This is a genomic window from Kitasatospora sp. NPDC087314 (assembly GCF_044744365.1).
Classification (GTDB): domain Bacteria; phylum Actinomycetota; class Actinomycetes; order Streptomycetales; family Streptomycetaceae; genus Kitasatospora.
In genome coordinates, this window is the sequence record NZ_JBIUYE010000010.1 from 181,685 (window position 1) to 201,107 (window position 19,423).

General features: G+C 72.9%; 17 protein-coding genes. 9 read left to right on the forward strand and 8 right to left on the reverse strand.

Going from position 1 to position 19,423, the window contains the following annotated elements:
• Positions 1-360 precede the first annotated feature (360 nt).
• A complete protein-coding gene (locus tag ACIO5E_RS22765; protein ID WP_400670667.1) occupies positions 361-1,032 on the forward strand; it encodes a Tat pathway signal sequence domain protein in 672 nt (223 codons plus the stop codon).
• A gap of 90 nt (positions 1,033-1,122) precedes the next feature.
• Here ACIO5E_RS22765 and ACIO5E_RS22770 read toward each other — a convergent pair whose 3' ends face one another.
• Positions 1,123-1,401 (reverse strand): hypothetical protein, encoded by a 279-nt coding sequence (locus ACIO5E_RS22770; RefSeq protein WP_400670670.1) that lies wholly within the window; start codon positions 1,399-1,401, stop codon positions 1,123-1,125.
• A 129-nt stretch (positions 1,402-1,530) separates the two neighbouring features.
• Here ACIO5E_RS22770 and ACIO5E_RS22775 point away from each other — a divergent pair, with 129 nt between their 5' ends.
• On the forward strand, positions 1,531-2,412 hold the full coding sequence (locus ACIO5E_RS22775) for an AAA family ATPase (protein ID WP_400670672.1): 882 nt from the start codon (positions 1,531-1,533) through the stop codon (positions 2,410-2,412).
• Positions 2,409-3,875, forward strand: coding sequence for a VWA domain-containing protein (locus tag ACIO5E_RS22780; protein ID WP_400670675.1), 1,467 nt, complete (start codon positions 2,409-2,411; stop codon positions 3,873-3,875). Before ACIO5E_RS22775 ends, ACIO5E_RS22780 begins: the two co-directional genes overlap by 4 nt.
• Before the next feature lie 5 nt (positions 3,876-3,880).
• Here ACIO5E_RS22780 and ACIO5E_RS22785 read toward each other — a convergent pair whose 3' ends face one another.
• On the reverse strand, positions 3,881-4,558 hold the full coding sequence (locus ACIO5E_RS22785; protein ID WP_400670678.1) for a GAP family protein: 678 nt from the start codon (positions 4,556-4,558) through the stop codon (positions 3,881-3,883).
• Between the two features lie 342 nt (positions 4,559-4,900).
• Between ACIO5E_RS22785 and ACIO5E_RS22790 the strand changes: the two genes are divergently transcribed.
• Genes ACIO5E_RS22790 through ACIO5E_RS22800 form a run of 3 tightly spaced genes read left to right on the forward strand, consistent with a single transcriptional unit; the run spans position 4,901 to position 8,164 of the window.
• Positions 4,901-5,491, forward strand: coding sequence for a hypothetical protein (locus tag ACIO5E_RS22790; RefSeq protein ID WP_400670680.1), 591 nt, complete (start codon positions 4,901-4,903; stop codon positions 5,489-5,491).
• Between the two features lie 40 nt (positions 5,492-5,531).
• Positions 5,532-6,974: a Dyp-type peroxidase gene (locus ACIO5E_RS22795; RefSeq protein WP_400670683.1), complete on the forward strand. Its 1,443-nt coding sequence runs from the start codon at positions 5,532-5,534 to the stop codon at positions 6,972-6,974.
• A 53-nt stretch (positions 6,975-7,027) separates the two neighbouring features.
• Positions 7,028-8,164, forward strand: a complete 1,137-nt coding sequence (locus ACIO5E_RS22800) for a catalase family protein (protein ID WP_400670684.1) — start codon at positions 7,028-7,030, stop codon at positions 8,162-8,164.
• Positions 8,165-8,231: 67 nt separating this feature from the next.
• On the opposite strand, the gene ACIO5E_RS22805 is transcribed toward ACIO5E_RS22800, so the two are convergent.
• Complete coding sequence (locus ACIO5E_RS22805) at positions 8,232-9,434, reverse strand: MFS transporter (protein ID WP_400670686.1); 1,203 nt, start codon at positions 9,432-9,434, stop codon at positions 8,232-8,234.
• A gap of 310 nt (positions 9,435-9,744) precedes the next feature.
• On the opposite strand from ACIO5E_RS22805, the gene ACIO5E_RS22810 reads away from it, so the two are divergent.
• Genes ACIO5E_RS22810 through ACIO5E_RS22820 form a run of 3 tightly spaced genes read left to right on the forward strand, consistent with a single transcriptional unit; the run spans position 9,745 to position 13,015 of the window.
• Entirely contained in the window at positions 9,745-10,497 is a 753-nt protein-coding gene (locus ACIO5E_RS22810; protein ID WP_400670688.1) for a (5-formylfuran-3-yl)methyl phosphate synthase, read from the forward strand.
• 8 nt (positions 10,498-10,505) lie between these two features.
• Complete coding sequence (locus ACIO5E_RS22815) at positions 10,506-11,909, forward strand: aldehyde dehydrogenase family protein (protein WP_400670690.1); 1,404 nt, start codon at positions 10,506-10,508, stop codon at positions 11,907-11,909.
• Between the two features lie 2 nt (positions 11,910-11,911).
• Positions 11,912-13,015: an NAD(P)-dependent alcohol dehydrogenase gene (locus ACIO5E_RS22820; RefSeq protein ID WP_400670692.1), complete on the forward strand. Its 1,104-nt coding sequence runs from the start codon at positions 11,912-11,914 to the stop codon at positions 13,013-13,015.
• A 42-nt stretch (positions 13,016-13,057) separates the two neighbouring features.
• Here ACIO5E_RS22820 and ACIO5E_RS22825 read toward each other — a convergent pair whose 3' ends face one another.
• From ACIO5E_RS22825 to ACIO5E_RS22845, 5 genes are all read right to left on the reverse strand, one after another.
• Complete coding sequence (locus ACIO5E_RS22825) at positions 13,058-13,999, reverse strand: class I SAM-dependent methyltransferase (protein WP_400670694.1); 942 nt, start codon at positions 13,997-13,999, stop codon at positions 13,058-13,060.
• Between the two features lie 306 nt (positions 14,000-14,305).
• On the reverse strand, positions 14,306-15,934 hold the full coding sequence (locus tag ACIO5E_RS22830) for a thiamine pyrophosphate-binding protein (RefSeq protein WP_400670696.1): 1,629 nt from the start codon (positions 15,932-15,934) through the stop codon (positions 14,306-14,308).
• Positions 15,931-16,986: an agmatinase gene (gene speB / locus ACIO5E_RS22835; RefSeq protein WP_400670697.1), complete on the reverse strand. Its 1,056-nt coding sequence runs from the start codon at positions 16,984-16,986 to the stop codon at positions 15,931-15,933. Before speB ends, ACIO5E_RS22830 begins: the two co-directional genes overlap by 4 nt.
• A 77-nt stretch (positions 16,987-17,063) precedes the next feature.
• On the reverse strand, positions 17,064-17,864 hold the full coding sequence (locus ACIO5E_RS22840; protein ID WP_400670700.1) for a class II aldolase/adducin family protein: 801 nt from the start codon (positions 17,862-17,864) through the stop codon (positions 17,064-17,066).
• 10 nt (positions 17,865-17,874) lie between these two features.
• Positions 17,875-19,362, reverse strand: a complete 1,488-nt coding sequence (locus tag ACIO5E_RS22845) for a sodium:solute symporter (protein ID WP_400670702.1) — start codon at positions 19,360-19,362, stop codon at positions 17,875-17,877.
• Between the last annotated feature and the right edge of the window lie 61 nt (positions 19,363-19,423).

Genomic DNA, 19,423 nt, shown 5'->3' on the forward strand with positions numbered 1-19,423 from the left:
AGGTTTCCAACCGGTGGGCGACCCTGTCACCACCGGCGGACCTCCAGGGCTCCGACGGCCCCGGGCCAACCGCCCGGGCCGCGGGACCACGAGCGGACGCAGGCCCGCGGCGGTGGCAGCCGCCGACGTGCACCCCACTGCACTGCAGCGCACGTCCGCACCTTCACACCGTTGTGCCTTCACACCGCTGTGCCGTACGAGCGGGCCCGTGGCGCCGGGCCCGCCGCACCACGGCCCCGCGGAGCCCCCGGTACGCCGGGCCACGCACGCCATGCCCACGCACCTCCCCCGCCGTGCACGCCGTCACACCCGCACCGCGGGCATCCCCCACCCGTCTCCGCACGGAGAGAGGTCACCCTCATGCGCTTTCGCCGCACCCTCGGTACCGCCGCCCTCGCCGCACTCGCCCTCACCTGCGCGGCCGTCGCACCCGCCCAGGCCGCCGGCTCCGCGGTCCTGACCACCGGCAGCTCGACCGGCCCGAACGCCGCCGTCGGCGACGTCCTCACCGCCAGCCTGGTCTCGGGCACCAACGCCACCTTCTACAACAGCGCCACCGGCTCCAGCGGCATCAGCTGCGCCAACTCCGCCTTCTCCGCCACCGTGACGGCCAACCCGGCCGCCCCCGGCAACGCGGTGGAGCAGCTCAACACCCAGACCTTCGGCTCCTGCTCCTCCAACGTCCTCGGCGTCACCGGCGTCAAGAGCATCACCGTCAACAACCTGCCGTTCACCAACACCGTCGGCGACGGCCCCGGCAACCCGGTCTCCCTCACCCCCGGCGCGGCCGGCGCGATGAAGACCACGGTGGTGCTCAACACCATCCTCGGCAGCATCAACTGCGTCTACCAGACCACCACCGGCATCTCCGGCACCACCTCGAACACCGGCAACACCATCGGCTTCTCCAGCCAGCCGTTCAGCCTGGTCTCCGGCTCCGGCCTGTGCTTCTCGACCGGCTACTTCAGCGCCACCTACGGCCCGGTCACCGACAGCTCGGTGGCGGGCAGCCCGCTCATCTTCGTCAACTGACGGTCGATCGACGCCCCCGGGCGGGCCGGAACGAACGAGCGGCGTACGGCGACCCGGGGTCGCCGTACGCCGCTTCGTCAGGTCCAGGGCCTACGGGGCGAGCCAGACGCAGTACACCGCCACCATCACGGCAGCGGCCAGGAAGATCTGACCCACCATCGTCGGCGGCCAGGTCCTGTCCTCCGACTCCCCCTTGCGCTTCGCCTCCATCAACCGCCGGGCCAGCTCCTTGCGTTGGCCGATGGCACCCAGCGGGAATACCAGCACCACCGACGTGTACATCGCCAGGACGGTGGCCTCCTCCATCTGCTTCGCCGCGTAACTGCCCAGCGCGAAGACCGCCATGGCGAGCGGCGCCTGGGCACGCACCTCGCCGCGAATCGTCAGACCCGCCCTAACCACGCACCGGAGAGGCGACCGCGCCACCCCCGCGACAGCGAAGTGACCGGCGGGTAGGGTGCTGCCGCACGGACACGGCCGACAGGAACGGGGCGGGGCATGGGCAGCGGCGACGGCGACGGCACGGGCTTCTTCGCATCGGTGGCGGACACCGCCGACCAGCTGGCCGCCACCGGCTACCTGGCCTCCACCGCCGTCGCCACCACCGTCTTCCTCGCCGACCGGCTCGGCAAGCCGCTGCTGGTCGAGGGCCCGGCCGGCGTCGGCAAGACCGAACTCGCCAAGGCGGTGGCCGCGGTCGGCCGGGCCCGGCTGGTCCGGCTGCAGTGCTACGAGGGCATCGACGAGGCCCGCGCGCTCTACGAGTGGAACCACGCCAAGCAGCTGCTACGGATCACCGCCGGCCGCGACGAGGGCTGGGACCAGGCCCGCACCGACATCTTCGGCGAGGAGTTCCTGCTCACCCGCCCCCTGCTCACCGCCATCCGCGGCGACGAGCCCACGGTGCTGCTGATCGACGAGATGGACAAGGCCGACGTCGAGGTGGAGGCGCTGCTGCTGGAGGTGCTCAGCGACTTCCAGGTCACCGTGCCCGAGCTCGGCACCATCACCGCGAGCCGACGGCCGTTCGTCCTGCTCACCTCCAACGCCACCCGCGAGCTGTCCGAGGCGCTGCGCCGCCGCTGCCTCTTCCTCCACCTCGACTACCCGGACGCCGAGTTGGAGCGCCAGATCGTCCGGCTCAAGGTGCCCGGCCTGGACGACACACTGGCCGCCTCGCTGGTCCGGGTGGTCGGCGCGCTGCGCGCGATGGAACTGCGCAAGGCGCCGTCCGTCGCGGAGACCATCGACTGGGCCCGCACCCTGCTCGCGCTCGGCGCGGACACCCTCGACGAGGCGGTCGTCCAGGACACCCTCGGGGTGATCCTCAAGCACCAGGACGACATCCGGAAGGCCGCGCAGAAGCTCACCGTCGCATGACCACCGCCCCGCCACCCGCCGACACCGCCACCCGGCTCACCGGCCTGGTCCGCGCGCTGCGCGGGCACGGCCTGCGGATCGGCCCGGCCGAGACCGTGGACGCGGCGGCCGTCCTCGACGTCCTCGGGCTCGCCGACCGCGAGCAGATGCGGGCCGGTCTGGCCGCCGCGCTGCTGCGCTCGGACGGCCAACGGGCCGTCTTCGACGCCACCTTCGACCTGTTCTTCCCGCTCGGCGTCGGCACTCCCGAGGCCCTGCGCACCCACCCGGCCGAACACTCGGACGAGCACCCGGACGGGAGCCCGCCCAGGAACCCGGACGACTCCCCGCCACCGCGCTTCGGCCGGCCCGACCCGCTCCGCGACGACCTGCGCGAACGCCTCGCCGCCGCCCTCGCGGCCGACGACCGGACCGCCCAGTCCCGGCTGGCCCGCGAGGTGGTGGAGGCCTTCGGCCGGTACGGCACCGGCAACACGCCGACCTCGGACGGCTGGTCGGCCCACCAGGCCCTCGGCCGGCTCGCCCCCGAGACGCTGCTCGCCCGGATCCTCGCCGCCCTGCGCGAGCAGGCCGGCGCACCGGACCTCTCCGACCGGGTGCTCGCCGACGAGATCCGCCGTCGCATCCAGGAATTCCGCGCCCGGGTCACCACCGAGGCCCGCCGCCGGGTCGCCGAGCTGCGCGGCGCCGAGCGGATCGCCGAGCGCGCCGTCGCCCCCACCGCCGACCGGATCGACTTCCTCGCCGCCGGACGCGACCAGCTGGCCGAACTGCGCCGCACCGTCCACCCGTTGGCCCGCAAGCTGGCCACCCGGCTGGCCACCCGGCGCCGCCGCGCCGCACGCGGGCAGATCGACCTGCGCCGCACTCTGCGCCGCTCGCTGTCCACCGGCGGGGTACCGCTGCGCCCGGCGTACCGGCGGCGCCGCCCGGCCCGGCCGGAACTGGTGCTGCTGTGCGACGTCTCCGGCTCGGTCGCCGGGTTCGCCGACTTCACCATGCTGCTGGTGCAGGCGATGAGCGAGCAGTTCAGCAAGGTGCGGGTGTTCGCCTTCGTCAACCGCACCGCCGAGGTGACGGCCCTGCTGTCGCGCGGCGGCGCCGACCCGGCCCGGATCGCCGCCCGGATCCTCACCGAGGCCAGGGTGATGGGCCACCACGGCAACAGCGACTACGGCTCCGCCCTGGGCGAGTTCGCCGAGCGGCACCTCGACGCGGTCGGCCCGCGCACCAGCGTGCTGATCCTCGGCGACGCCCGCAACAACCACCGCGACCCGAACCTGGACGCGCTGCGCCGGATCTCCGGCCGCGCCCGGCGGGTCTACTGGCTCAACCCCGAGCAGCCCGCCCTCTGGCCGACCGGCGACTCCGCCGCCCCCGCCTACGCGGACGTCGTCGAGATGCACTCCTGCCGCAACGCCCGCCGCCTCACCGAACTGATCGCCCGCCTGCTGCCGGTCTAGGCGTGTCAGGAGGTGAGGACGGAGATGCCGTCTCCGAGCAGCTTCAACCCGAGAACGAAGAACAGGGCCGCCATCACAGCGACATTGTGCCGGGCCGCCCAGTCCTTCCAACCGCCGAGCGTGGTTCTCGCTCGCTCTCCTCCGAGGAGGAAGACTCCCAGTGGGGCCAGCAGGCCGAGGGAGGCGATCAGGACGAAGATTGCCAGCGACGCGATCTGCTGCCCGACCGGTAGTCCGGCTGAACCGATCGCGGCACCTGCGGCGATGGTCAGCGGGGCGTTCTTGGCGTTGAGCGCGGCCAGGGCCGTTCCGAGTCCGAACACCTTGACCGGCGTGAGGCGGTCGATCGCGCCCATCCACTTCGGCAGCTGAGCTTGCGAGGGATCCACCGGGCGCCGGTGCCACTGCCGGGCGCCGAAGAGGACGAGAAGCACGCCCAGAGCGAGCTTGAGAACCCCCACCCAGGTGGCCGGGTGGTCGTGGGCGGAGGCACCTGCGGGGGAGGCGATCGCCAGCATCACCGCGCCCAGTGCGGAGAGTCCCAGGATCCAGCCGACGGCGAAGAGCGATCCGTTGAGACGTCCCCGAGGCGTGGCGAGGGTGAGGATGATGGCGATGATCGGGAGCGGGCTGATCGCGACACCGGCCGCAAGCCCCAGCACGTCACCGAGGACTTTGCCCATGCGTGCCTCCAGCTGAGGGGTCGGGTGGCGATCGAGTCGAGCAAGGCCGGCGGGGAGTGCGTGCCCCGACCGCCGGCACGCGGCGCGACGGGACTGCCGTGGACGTGTCCGGGGCGTGTGGAGAGGATCCGCAGCTCCCCGTTCCATGGTCCTGCGCCGTTCCGCATATGTCCTCCGGAGCTTCTCGGAGCGCTCTCCCGAAGCCACTCCCGGTCACCACATCGCCTCGGGCCGGACGTGCGAGGCGGCGCGTAGGCGGCCAGGATTGAGGGTGAGGGCGATGGCGCCCCGTTTCGGGTGCCTGGCGTCCCTCGCGCCGATCCGTGGCAGGAGGATCTCACGATGACCGCAACGGCAGGAGCAGCCCAGTCGGCTCAACCCGAGCGTCCGGGCAGGAAAGACGGGGTCTGTGGCGAGTTCACGGTGTTCACCAAGATCAAGCCGGGCCATGCGGATGCGCTGCGTGAGGATCTCGCCAAGATCGCCGACACGGCGGACAACGAGGGGAACCGTGCGGCGTTGCGCCAGATCGGCACCCTGCACGACGCACGCCATGTGATATTCGACAACGACACCCGGTTCATGTTCGCCAGCGTCTTCGACGGCTCCTGGGACACCTATATCGACGACTTCGGCAAGACGGCGGTCGGAGCGAACTTCGAGAGGATCTTCGCACACAGCGAGGGGTTCCCCGGCGTCAGCGATCCAGGGGCGAAGGACTGGTTCGTCGCTCACCAGGAACCCGCGGGTGTCTTCGTCAGCTCCTATCCCGATCTGACCGTTCAGCAGATCTGGAAGGACCAGCACGTGAACGAGGCGTTCCAGGCGGTGCTGGACACCCCTGAGTTCCGGGCGGCACTGGAGAACCCGGCCAACGCGGAGCTGCTGGCGACGCCTGCCTTCCAGAAGCTGCTGGAGGAAGCCGCGGCCTAGCACCCGGACACGATCAACCCTCACAGCCGGCCCGACACCGTTGGCCCCGCGCGGGCGGTGGTCGGCCGGCTGCGGCTGGGCTGTCCGGACAGAGACCGATACAGAGACCGATACGGAGGCAGAAGCACACATGAATACGGCGGACAGCGGCAGCGCAGCCGACGTGGGCGTTGAGATCGACGACGTCCAGAGTGGCGCGCTGCGTCCACGGCCAGTTCCGTACCAGGGAAAGTTCGTCTTCCTGCGCGTCGACGACCGCCACGCCGGGCGTGCCCTGCTGCAGCGGCTGCTTCCGTTGACCTCGGGTGGTCTGCCCAACGTGGACTCGGACCAGGGCGCCTGGGTGGCGGTGGCGTTCACGTACCAGGGACTGAGGGCCCTGGGGGTGCCGCAGAAATCGCTGGACAGCTTTCCGCGGGCGTTTCGTGAGGGCATGGCCGCTCGGGCGGAGCTGATCGGTGACGTGGGCGAGAGCGGCCCGGCCCACTGGGAGGCACCGTTCGGAACGGGCGATGTTCATATCGCGTTGAGCGCCCTCTCCTCCGATGCGGCGCAGTTGGACCAGGAGCTGGAGCGGGCCCGGGTCGCCTTCCAGGACACGCCCGGTGTCCAGGTGATCTGGCAGCAGGAGGTCCATCAACTTCCGACCGGGCGCACCACCTTCGGCTTCCGCGACGGCATCAGCCATCCGAACATCGAAGGCGTCGGACTGCCCGGTTCCAACCCGCGGGAAACCCCCATCAAGGCCGGCGAGTTCATCCTCGGCTACCCCGACGAAACCGGCAATCTGCCGCCCATGCCCAGCCCCGAGGTGCTGGGGCGCAATGGCACCTACGCGGCCGTGCGCAAGGTCCACACCAACGTGGCGGCCTGGCGCCGGTACCTGCGCGCGAACAGCTCCAGCGCCGAGGAGGAGGCACTCCTGGCGGCGAAGATGGTCGGGCGCTGGCCCAGCGGGGCGCCACTGGCGCTGACGCCGGAGCGCGATGATCCGGAGCTGGCGGCCGATCCGCACCGCGTCAACGACTTCCTGTACCGGGAGAACGATGATCGTGGCTTCCGGTGCCCCGCCGGTGCGCACATCCGGCGCACCAACCCCCGCGATGCCACCATCATCGGCGATGCCCGGATGCACCGCCTCATCCGCCGCGGCACCACCTACGGCCCGCCGCTGCCCGAGGGCGTGCTGGAGGACGACGGCGCCGACCGGGGCCTGGTCGGAGTCTTCCTCGGGGCCCATCTGGAACGGCAGTTCGAGTTCATCAAGGCCGAGTGGGTCAACGACGGCAACTTCATCGGCTACCCCGGCGAGCAGGACCCGGTAGCGGGGCATCACGGCGGAACCGGCAGCGTCACCATCCCGGAGAAGCCGGTCCGGCGTCGTCTGCGGAACCTGCCCAGCTTCGTGGTCACCCGGGGCGGTGAGTACTGCTTCGTGCCGGGTCTGCGCGCCCTGCGCTGGCTCGCGGAACTGGAGGGCTGAGGCGGATTTCCGCCCCCTCAGACCCCACTAGGCTCCGAGGAGAGGTCGAAGCCATGGCAGCACAGTTCGTCCCCTACACGCCGGATGTCGAAGACGATGATCCGCATTTCGACCGCACCCTGCAGACGGTGATCGAAAGGACCGAGAGCTACATCAGCGAGTCGGTCAGCGCCGGTGGCACCGGCCGGGCCCTCCGCGACGCCCATGCCAAGGGCTACGGGCTGGTCCGAGGGCAGGTGGAGATCCTGGACGGGCTTCCTCCCGAGTACGCCCAGGGCATCTACGCGACTCCGGGAACCCACGACGCGCTCATCCGCTTCTCCAACGGTTCGCCTCACGCCGGAGCCGACGCGCGACTGGGCAGCGCCACCGGACTGGCGCTGAAGATTTTCGACATCGCCGGCCCGACCCTGCTGGAGGACGAACCGGACACCGGCACCTTCGACTACGCCAACATCAACGCGCCGGTTTTCTTCTGCAACACGGTCGAGCACTACCTGTTCATCCAGGAATTGTTCCTGAACGCGCCGGCCTACTTCTCCCGGGGCCGACCCGGAGCACATCGTTTCTTCACCGATTTCGTGACCGGAAAGGGAACGCTGGACCAGGACGACTGGGCGTGGGACGAGTTCCTGGCCTTCGTGCGGCTGTCGAAGATCGCCCCGGTCAACGTCCTGCTGTCGAGTTACTGGACCATGGGAGCGGTCAGGCACGGGGACTACATCGCAAAGGTGCGCATCGCCCCCGACCCGCGCTTCGCCGCTGCGGTGGTTCGGCGCGCCATCGACCCGGCCTCCGCGGCGGAGGTCTTCCGACCGGCCCTGCAAGCCGAGCTGCAGGAACGCCCCTACTCCTTCGACATCCAGGTCCAGCTCTGTACCGACCTGGAGCGCATGCCGGTGGAGGACACCACCGTGGAGTGGCCCGAGCAGCTCTCGCCATCCGTCACCGTGGCCAAGCTGCGGCTACCACAGCAGGACATCTCCGGCCCGGAAAACCTCGAGGCGATGGATGCACTGTCCTTCACGCCCTGGCGGGTCACCGCCGAGCACGCACCCCTGGGCAACATCATGCGGGCCCGCAAGGAGGTCTACCGGCATTCCTCCATCGAGCGCCACAAGCTCAACCGGCAGCCGCGCACGGAGCCGCGCAGCATCGACGAGGTACTCGGCCCGGCGCGCCACGGCTAGGTCCACTCACCCGATCACCCGCAGGCGGCTTGACCCGCCCGGCAGCGGCCGCCGGAGGGGCGGTGGTTCACGTGGTGGCGCCGGCCCGGCGCAGCAGGTACGCCCCGGAGGCGGCGGCCAGGAGGGCCATGCACACGGCGACGACCAGACCGGCGTCGGCCAGGCCGATCAGTTCGGCGAGCAGCCCGACCCCGAGGACCGGGATCGAGATGCCGAGGTAGGCGACGACGAAGAGCGCCGAGAGGACGCCGCCGCGGTGCTCGGCGGGAGCCGCGACGGCGACCTCGCCCACCGCGCCGCGCAGGCCCATGCCCTGGCCCGCGCCGCCGATCAGGGCGCTGAGCACCAGGGGTGGCAGGGTGGTCGAGGCGAGCGAGGCGGCCATCAGGGCCAGCCCGGCGATGAGCACCAGGCAGCCCAGCGGGATCGCCCGTGCGGTGCCCAGCCGGGGCACCAGGAGCTGGCCGAGGGTGGAACCGAGGAAGGCCGTGAAGACGATGAGGCCGACGACGGCGGTGTCGTGCACGTGCAGGACCCTGGCGAGGAAGGCGGGGCTGACCGCGGTGAACGCGCCCAGCAGGGAGAAGCCGGCGAACGCGGCGACCCCGGCCGGGACGAACACCCCGCGGACCTCCGGCGGCAGGGACGGCAGGCGCGGCCGGGCGGTGCGCAGCCGGCGGGCGTCGGCGACCGTCTCCGGCAGGAACCAGGTCACCGCGAACGACACGGCGAGCAGCCCCAGGTGCACGACGAAGGGCAGGACCAGGGGGCCGGGCGCGTACCGGGCGAGCACTCCCGACAGCAGCGGTCCGCAGCCCAGGCCGCCCATGTTGGCGGCGGTCGCGGCGAAGCCCGCCCGGCTCCGCTCCCCGGGCGGGGCGAGCTCCAGCACGTACGCGGTGGCGGTGCCGGTGAACAGGCCCGCCGACAGGCCGGACAGCAGGCGGCCCAGGGACAGCAGGGGCAGGCCGCCCTCGGCCAGGAAGGCGACGGCGCTCGCGGCCGAGAGCACCAGCCCGCACAGCAGGACGGGCCGGCGTCCGACGGAGTCGGAGACGTTGCCGCCGAGCAGCAGGACACCGATCACACCGACGGCGTAGATCGCGAACACGACCGTCACCATCAGTTCGGAGAAGCCGATCTCCTCCTGGTACAGCCCGTACAGCGGGGTGGGCAGGGTGGTCCCCGCCATGGCGACGGCGAAGGCGCCGGCGGCTCCGAGGTAGCCCGCCCGGCCTGCGGCGGGCCGCGTGGTCCGACGATCGGTCATCCGCCCACGGTAGGCGCCCGCCCGGGCCGGGCCCGCGACGCGCGGAGCCGGCTGCACCGAATGGCCGTCACCTGCCGCTTGAGGAGGGCGGGACGCCGCGGCCGCCGGCGGCGGGCACGGGTGTCCGGTCGGTTCGAACTGGTGTGGACGGCGCGTCGGGGTGCGGACACGCCGTGGCAGTGATCCGGTCGGGCAGCGCGCGCCCTACCAGCGGCCACGGGCCGCGGTGATGATGAGCGGACCACGCGTGATCCAGACGGCTCCGCAGGCCCGCCCGCCACGGGCGGACGTGCGGTGGAAGGAGTCCACGTTGTTGCTTCTCATCTCCCCGGACAGCGTCGAGGAGGCCCTCGACTGCGCCAAGGCGGCGGAACACCTCGACATCGTCGACGTCAAGAAGCCCGACGAGGGCTCGCTCGGCGCGAACTTCCCGTGGGTCATCCGGGAGATCCGCGACGCCGTCCCGGCGGACAAGCCGGTGTCCGCCACCGTGGGGGACGTGCCGTACAAGCCCGGTACGGTGGCCCAGGCAGCGCTCGGCGCGGCCGTCTCCGGGGCCACGTACATCAAGGTCGGCCTCTACGGGTGCACGACGCCCGAACAGGCCGTCGACGTGATGCGGGGGGTCGTCCGGGCGGTGAAGGACTACCGGCCGGACGCCTTCGTCGTCGCCTCGGGCTACGCCGACGCCCACCGGATCGGCTGCATCAACCCGCTCGCGCTGCCCGACGTCGCCCTCCGCTCCGGCGCCGACGCGGCCATGCTCGACACCGCGATCAAGGACGGGACGCGGCTGTTCGACCACGTCCGGCCGGACGTCTGCGCGGAGTTCGTCCGGCTGGCCCACGAGGCCGACCTGCTCGCCGCCCTCGCGGGCAGCGTCAAGGCGGCGGACCTCGGCGAGCTGACCCGCATCGGCACCGACATCGTGGGCGTGCGCGGGGCGGTCTGCGAGGGCGGCGACCGCACCACCGGACGGATCCGGCCGCACCTGGTGGCCGCCTTCCGGGCGGAGATGGACCGGCACGCCCGGGAGCACTCGGCCGCCGCCGCCGCGAGCTGACCGCCGGCATGCCGACACGTCAGCCCCGCCGCGCACCGCTGGCCGGCGCGGGTCGCCTCGCCGTCCTCGATCCGGCCACGGGTGAGGCCTTCGACGAGGCTCCCGACCAGTCGCCGGACGAGGTGGACGCCGTCGTCGACCGGGCCCGCGCGGCCTGGTGCGGCTGGCGGGCCGACCCCGTCGCCCGCACCACCGCCCTGCTCGCGGCGGCCGACGCCGTGGAGGCGGCCGGGGCCGACCTCGCTCCGCTGCTCACCCGGGAACAGGGCAAACCCCTGGCCGAGTCGTCCGCGGAGGTCGCCCGGACGGCGGCCCGCCTGCGCTACTTCGCCACACTGGACCCCGGGCCCCGGCCGATCACGGACGGCCGGCCGGTGCGCAGCGAGGTCCGCTGGCGGCCGCTCGGGCCCGTCGCCGCGATCGTCCCGTGGAACTTCCCCCTCCAGCTCGCGGCGGCGAAGTTCGCACCGGCGCTCGCCGCGGGCAACACGATGGTGCTCAAGCCCTCCCCGTTCACGCCCCTCGCCACCCGGCTGCTGGGGTCCGTCCTCTCCGCCGCCCTCCCCGAGGGCGTCCTGACGATCGTCACCGGTCGCGAACCGCTCGGTGCCCGCCTCGTGTCCCATCCGGGCATCCGCCATGTGACCTTCACCGGTTCGATCCCCACCGGACGGGCCGTCGCGGAGGGCGCGGCGGCCTCGCTCGCCCGGGTCACCCTGGAGCTGGGCGGCAACGACGCCGCCATCCTGCTGGAGGACGTGGAGGTGGACCGGATCGCGGACCGGCTGTTCTGGGCGGCGTTCCGCAACTGCGGTCAGGTCTGCATGGCGGTCAAGCGCGTCTACGCCCCGGCCCGGCTCTACTCCCAGGTGGTGGAGGCCCTCGCCCAGCGCGCTAGGTCCGTCGTCGTCGGAGCCGGGCTCGATCCCGGTACCCAGCTGGGGCCGGTCAACAACGGGCCCCAACTGGCCCGGGTCGAGCGGTACACGGCCCGGGCCCTGGCGGACGGCGCCCGGGCCGCGGCCGGCGGCCACCGGCTGGACCGGCCGGGCTACTTCTTCGCCCCGACGGTCCTCGTCGACGTCCCGCCCGACAGCCCGGTGGTGACGGAGGAACAGTTCGGACCGGTCCTGCCGGTGCTGCCCTACGAGGACCTGGACGACGCCGTCGAGGCGGCCAACGACACCGGTTTCGGGCTGGGCGGCTCGGTCTGGGGCAGCGACCTCGACCGGGCCGAGGCGGTGGCCGACCGGCTGGAGTGCGGGACGGCGTGGATCAACCACCACGCCGAGCTGTCCCTCGCCCAGCCCTTCGCGGGCACCAAGGAGAGCGGTGTCGGCGTCGCGGGCGGGCCGTGGGGGCTCTACGGGAACCTCAGTCCGTTCGTCGTGCACCGCCCGGAGGAGGCGTGACCGTGAAATTCACCGCGGCGGTGCTGCGTTCGTACGAGAGCCGGTTCGCCGTCGAGGAGGTGCGCCTGGACGCGGGGCCGGCCGACGGCGAGGTCCTGGTCAGGATCGCGGGCTGCGGGATGTGCCGGACGGATCTCGCGGTCCGGCGCTCGGCGGGCCGCTCGCCGCTGCCGGCGGTGCTCGGTCACGAGGGGGCCGGGGTCGTGGTGGAGGCGGGCGGCCCGGACACCGGCCTGAGCATCGGCGACCACGTCGTGCTGAGCTTCGACTCCTGTGGGCGCTGCCGGAACTGCCTGGGCGCGGCCCCCGCCTACTGCGACACCTTCGCCCCGCTCAACCTCTTCGGAGGCCGCGAGGAGAACGCCGCGCGGTTCACCGACGCGGCCGGGGGCGCACTGGCGCCCCGGTGGTTCGGACAGTCCTCGTTCGCCGAGTACGCGATGGTCGCCGCCCGCAACGCCGTCCGGGTCGACCCCGACCTGCCCGTCGAGCTGCTCGGACCGCTCGGCTGCGGCTTCCTCACCGGCGCCGGGGCCGTCCTGAACTCCTTCGGCGTCGGCCCCGGCGACACCGTCGCGGTCTTCGGCGCGGGGGCGGTGGGACTGGCCGCGGTGCTGGCGGCCACCACCGCCGGGGCGGTGACCGTGGCCGTCGACCGGCAGCCCGAACGCCTGGCCCTCGCCGAGCGGTTCGGCGCGGTCCCACTGCACGCCGCTTCGGCGGACCTGCCCGGGCGCATCCGGCGGCGGACCGGCGGCGGCGCGCAGTACGCGCTGGACACCACGGGCTCCGCCCGGCTGATCAACGACGCACTCCGGGCGCTGCGCCCGACCGGCCACCTCGGACTGGTCGCGCGGCTCCACACCGCGCTGGCGCTCGAACCGGGGACGCTGGACCGGGGCCGGCGGATCTCCCACATCTGCGAGGGGGACGCGGTGCCGGGGCTGCTGATCCCGCGGCTCACCGGGCTGTGGCGGGCCGGGCGGTTCCCCTTCGACCAGCTGATCCGCACGTACCCGCTCGCCGACATCAACGAGGCGGAACGGGACTGCGAGGCGGGCCGGGTGGTCAAGCCCGTCCTGGTTCCGGAGGGGCCGGGGCGGTGAACGGAGGCTCCGTCCCCGCCGCCGGGCCGGCTGACAACGGCGTTACGGGAGCGGCTCGTCGAGAGGCTTGTCAACGGGCTCGTCGAGGGGCTTGTTCGCGAACACCCACCGGTTGCCCGCCAGCGCGTCGTTCGGCTCGGGCAGCGGGCCCCGTCCGTGCCGGTGGGTGAACTCGAAGGGGGTGTGCACCGAGGTGGACCAACCCCGGTCCACGAGGTCGCCCGCGGAGTCGGGGCGCGGCTCCCGGTCGAACAGGTTGAGCAGGTCGATGCCGATCTGCTGCTTCGTCGAGGTGTAGAGCGGGCTGTCGCGGTACTCCAGCAGGTCCTTGTCGAGCTTGACCTCGAAGGCCAGGGCGCTTCCCGCCGGGCTCAGCCGGTCCACCGTGTCGATGAGGGACGTCTCGACGGCGCTGGGCAGGTAGAACATCAGGCCCTCGGCCAGCCAGACGCTCGGTGCGGCGGTGTCGAAGCCGGCGGCGGTCAGCGCTTCGATCCAGTCGGCGCGCAGATCGGTCGGGACCGGTACGCGCGCCGCCGTCGGGGCGGCCGACAGCCCGCCGAGCACCCCGTGCTTGAACGCCAGCACGCCCGCCCGGTCGATCTCGAACACCACGCAGCCGGGCGGCCAGTCGAGTCGGAACGCCCGGGTGTCCAACCCCGCGCCGAGCAGGACCACTTGGCGGGCTCCGGCGTGCGCCGACCGGAGGAGGAAGTCGTCGAGGACCCTCGTCCGCAGGCCGAAGTAGCGCGCGAACCGCCCCCACAGCGGGTCCGCGTCCCCGTCCGCCACCTCCTGGATGCGGACCGGCCAGGCCGCGGACGCCGGAGCGGCGAGCACGAAGTGCTCCGCGTAGACGTCCTGCGCCAGGCTGTCGTGGCGGTGGGTCTCGATCGCCCGGGCCGCGGCGACCAGGAGGGCGGTCAGGCCGACTCCCCCCTCCACGCCTTCCACACCGGTGCTCGGATGTGCTGTGCCGACCATGTGTCCTCCCTTGGGGCGAGTCGAGACCACGAACAGCGATGCGGGTCGGTGCCCGGTCGTCACCTCGACCGGCGATCGGGCGCCGAGGCGGCGCGGCGTCGAAGCGCCGAACCGTCGAGGGCGTCCAGGTCCGTGCGGTCGTGGCCGATCGGGTTGGTCGACGCCGTGGGAGTCGGCCGTTCAGGACGATCCCGTCGCCGTCCGGGCCGCCTCCCGGGACCCCTCACTATCCAGCCGACGATCGGCCCCCGCAGGCAAAGGCCAACGGCGTTCACCTGAAAGGGTGAACACCGTTGGCGCCGCAGGTCAGACGTCCAGGTGCGTGGGGGCGAACATCCGCAGCACGGCGGGCAGGACCAGCACGTTGGGGCCCGGTGCGGCGAGCGCGGCGGCCAGGTCGTCGGCGAGGTCGTCGGGCGTGGTCAGGGCGGCCGGGACCCCGAAGGCCTCGGCCAGGCGGACGAAATCCGGGCGGGCCAGCTCGGTGCCGGTGGCCTCGCCGAAGGTGTCCGTCATGTACTCCCGCAGGATGCCGTAGCCGCCGTCGTCCACGATCAACCAGGTCACGTCGAGCCCGAGTTGGCGGGCGCTGGCGAGCTCGGCGAGCGAGTACATCGCGCCGCCGTCGCCGGAGACGGCGAGCACCGGGCGGCCGTCCGTGGCCACGGCGGCGCCGAGCGCGGCGGGGTAGCCGTACCCGAGTCCGCCGGCGCCCTGGGCTGAGTGCATCGCCCCCGGGTGGCGGGCATCGAAGGCGGACCAGGCCCAGTAGCCGAGGATCGTCATGTCGAAGAAGACCGGCGAGTCGTCCGGCAGCGCACGGCGAACGGATTCCAACAGGCCTTGTTCGAGCTCCAGCCCCTGGCCGTCGATCCGTTCCCGCACCCGCTTGAGCAGTTCGGCGGCCACCGCTTCGGCCCGACCGTCCGGCGCGGCGGCGGGTACCGAGTCGGCGAGGGCGGACAGGGCCAGCCGGGCGTCGGCGTGGATGCCGAAGGCCGGGTGGTTGGCCTCCAGCTTGCCCGCGTCGGCCTCGATCTGGACGATCCGGCCGCGCGGCGCCAGGGTGTGGTAGTTGCTGGACAGTTCGCCCAGGCCGGAGCCGACGACGAGCAGGACGTCGGCGTCCTCCAGCAGGTCGGTGGTGTGGCGGTCCTCCAGCCAGGACCGCAGGGACAGCGGGTGCTCCCACGGGAAGGCCCCCTTGGCGCCGAAGGTGCAGGCCACCGGGGCGCGCAACAACTCGGCCAACCGCAGCAGTTCGCCACTGGCTCCGGCTCGGACCACGCCGCCGCCGGCCAGGATCACCGGGCGCTCGGCCTCGGCGAGCAGCACCGCCGCCTCGGCGATCAGCTCCGGGCGGGGAACCGGCGGCCGGGGTTCGGCGCGCAGCCCGGTGACCGGCGGCACGGTGACCGGCGCGAGCAGGACGTCCTGCGGGATCTCCACCCACACCGGCCCGTACGGCGCACTGAGCGCCGACTCCCAGGCGGCGGCCAGCGCGGAGGGGATCTGCGCGGCGGTGCGCGCGGTGTGCACGGACTTCACCACGTCCCGGAAACTGGCCTGCTGGTCGACGAGTTCGTGCAGGTAGCCGCGCCGCCGCCCGCCCAGCCCGGCCGAGGGGATCTGGCTGGAGACCGCGAGCACCGGCACCGAGGCGGCGGCGGCCTCCTGGAGCGCGGCCAGCGAGGTGAGCGCGCCGGGCCCGGTGGACAGGAACAGCGGGGCGACCGTCCCGGCGGTACGGGCGTAGCCGTCGGCGGCGAAGCCGGCGTTGTTCTCCACCCGCAGCCCGACGTAGCGCAGGGCGGAGCGGCGCAGCGCGTCGAACAGGCCGAGCGCGTGCTGGCCGGGCAGGCCGAAGACGCACCGGGCGCCGAGCGTGGCGAGCGACTCGACCACCAGGTCGCCGCCGTTGCGGACGTGGGTCATGCGCGCACCTCACCGGCGGCGTCGCGGACCTCGGCGCGGGTGCCGGCGTGGCCGTCCGCGGTGGCCTGGGGGCCGGACTCGGAACGGGCAGCGGCGATCTGACGTGACATCAGCGTGGTCAGCTCGTAAGCGGTGTGCGAGGCGGCCACGGCGGTGATCTCGGCATGGTCGTACGCGGGCGCGACCTCGACCACGTCGGCGGAGACCAGCCGGCAGTCGCTCAGGCCGCGCAGGATCTCCAGCAGCTCGCGCGAGGTGAGTCCGCCGGCCTCCGGGGTGCCGGTGCCGGGGGCGTGCGCCGGGTCGAGCACGTCGATGTCGATGGAGATGTACAACGGCCGGTCGCCGATCCGCTCGCGCAGTTGCTGGGCGACCTCGTCCACGCCGCGCCGCATGACGTCGGCGGAGGTGACGATGCCGAAGCCGAGCTTCTCGTCGTCGGTGAGGTCCTGCTTGCCGTAGAGCGGCCCGCGGGTGCCGACGTGGGAGAGCGCGGAGGTGTCCAGGAGCCCCTCCTCGACGGCCCGGCGGAACGGCGTGCCGTGCGTGTACTCGGCGCCGAAGTAGGTGTCCCAGGTGTCCAGATGGGCGTCGAAGTGCAGCAGCGCGACCGGCCCGTGCCGGCGGGCGACGGCGCGCAGCAGCGGCAGCGCGATGGTGTGGTCGCCGCCGAGGGTCATCAGCCGGGCGCCGGTGTCCAGCAGCTCGCCGGCGGCGGCCTCGACGGTGTCGACCGCCTCGGGGATGTTGAACGGGTTGGCGGCGATGTCCCCCGCGTCGGCGACCTGGGCGAGCGCGAACGGCGAGGCGTCCTGGGCCGGGTTGTACGGACGCAGCAGCCGGCTGGCCTCGCGGATCGCGTTGCCGCCGAAGCGGGCGCCGGGTCGGTAGGAGACGCCGGTGTCGAAGGGCACGCCGACCACCGCGACGTCCGCACGCGGCACCTGGTCGATCCGCGGGAGCCGGGCGAAGGTGGCGGGCCCGGCGTAGCGCGGCACGCGGGAGGAGTCGGTGGGACCGAGGGGGCGGTGGGGGGTGGGGGCGGTGCTCATGGGGACTCCTGGAGCTGGTCGGTCGGGAGGTCGGAGGGCGGAGGGCGGAGGGCGGTCGGTCCGTCGGGCCGACGGGGTCAGTCCGCGTGGTCGGGGGCGATCCGGTCGGCCAGGCGCAGCAGGGCGGCCCAGGCCAGTTCGGCGGCCTGGTCGTCCTGGAGGTCGGAGCCGTGGTCCTGGCCGGTGAGCTGGCGGGCGGTGAGCTCGGCGGTCTCGCGGGAGGGCAGCACGAGTGGGCCGCCGCCGGCTTGGGCGGCGATCTGGATCTCGCAGGCCTTGTCCAGGTAGTACATCCGCAGGAAGGCCTCTCCGGGCGTGCGGCCGACGGTCAGCAGGCCGTGGTTGCGCAGGATCAGTGCCGGGTGCCCGCCGAGGTCGGCGACCAGCCGCTCCTGCTCGGCCAGGTTGAGCGCGACGCCCTCGTAGTCGTGGTAGCCGACCCGGTCGTGGAATTCCATCGAGATCTGGTTGAGCGGCAGCAGCCCGTCCCGCTGGGCGGCGACCGCGCAGCCGGCCCGGGTGTGGGTGTGCAGCACGCAGTGGGCGTCCGGGCGGGCCGCGTGGACGGCGCTGTGGATCACGAAACCGGCCGGGTTGACCGGGTACGGGGTCGGCTCCACCGGGTTCCCGGCCAGGTCGATCTTGACCAGTCCGGAGGCGGTGATCTCCTCGAACAGCAGGCCGTACGGGTTGATCAGGAAGTGCTGCTCGGGGCCGGGGACCCGGACCGAGATGTGGGTGAAGATCAGGTCGGTCATCCGGAAGTGGGCGACCAGCCGGTAGACGGCGGCGAGTTCGCGGCGCAGCCGGGCCTCGGCTCGGGCGGGCGGGGCCGCCGGCGGCGCGGCGCAGGTGGCGGGTGCGGCGGGCAGGGCCATGGGTTTCCTCTCAGACCGCGGCGGTGGCCGGGACGGTGGCGGCGGGCGCGGCCGGGGTCTCGGTCTGCCCGGCGAGCCGGCCGCGCCAGCGCTCCAGCACGGTGGCGTCGGTCGGGCGGGTGGCCAGGCTGACGACCAGGTAGACCACGAGGCTCACCGCGAGGCCGAAGTAGATCGGCTCGTTGGCCAGGACACCCTTGACGGCCATCAGCACGATCACCGTGCCGCCGCCGGCGATCATCGCGGCGAGCGCGCCGGGCAGGTTGCCCCGCCGCCAGACCAGCCCGCCGAGGATCGGCACCAGCAGGCCGCCGACCAGCAGGTTGTACGCGAGGGTGAGCGCCGAGATCACGTCGTCCAGCGCACAGGCGACGCCGATCGACACCACGCCGAGGGCCACGATCGCCAGCCGGTTGGACCGCACCTCGTCATGGTCCGCGGCCGGGGCACCGGGCCCGCCCCGCCCGAGGAGCGTGCGGACCCGGGCCCAGATGTCGTTGTTGGCCACCGTGGCGGAGGCGATCAGCGCGCCGCTCGCGGTCGACATCATCGCCGACAGCGCCGCCGCCAGCACCAGGCCGCGCACCCCGGCCGGCAGGGTGCTCTTGACGATGGTCGCGAACGCGCTGTCGGCGCTGGCCAGGTGCGGGTAGAGCGCCTTGGTCGCCATCCCGATCACCGCGCCGGCGATCGCGTAGACCAGGCAGTACGCGCCGGCCACCGTGCCGCCGTAGGCGGCCACCCGGTCGGTGCGGGCGGTGAACACCCGCTGCCAGATGTCCTGGCCGATCAGCATGCCGAAGGTGTAGATCAGCACGTAGGTGAAGATGGTGTCGCCGCCGATCGAGCCGAACGAGAAGTAGCCGGACGGCAGTTCGGCCTTGAGCCGGGCGAAGCCGCCGGCCTTCACCAGCGCGATCGGCAGCAGCAGGAACAGCACCCCGATGCTCTTCACCACGAACTGCACCATGTCGGTGAGGGTGATCGACCACATGCCGCCGAGCGCCGAGTAGCCGACCACGATGGTGCCGCCGATCACCACGGCCGCCCACCGGGGAACGTCGAACAGCACGTCGAAGACGCTGGCGTAGGCGATCGTCGAGGTCACCGCGAGCATCAGGGTGTAGATCCACATCACCACGCCGGAGATCACGCTCGCCGCCCCGCCGTAGCGCAGCGACAGCATTTCGGCCACGGTGTACACACGCAGCCGGGCGATCCGGGCGGAGAAGAGGATGCTCAGCGCCAGCAGGCCGAGGCCGATCGCGAACACCATCCAGGCGCCCGAGAGGCCGTAGGTGTAGCCGAGCCGCACCCCGCCGATGGTGGAGGCGCCGCCGAGCACGACGGCGGCCATCGTGCCGGTGTACATCAGCGGGCCGAGACGGCGGCCGGCGACCAGGAAGTCGGCCTTCGAGGAGGCGCGCCGCTTGCCCCACCAGCCGACGCCGACGATGCCCAACAGGTAGCCGATCATCACGACGTAGTCGAGGGTCATGGGGGGTCCTCCGATCCGGCCGGACGCTCCGGGGGGAGCGGCCGGGGCCAGGGCTGTGGGT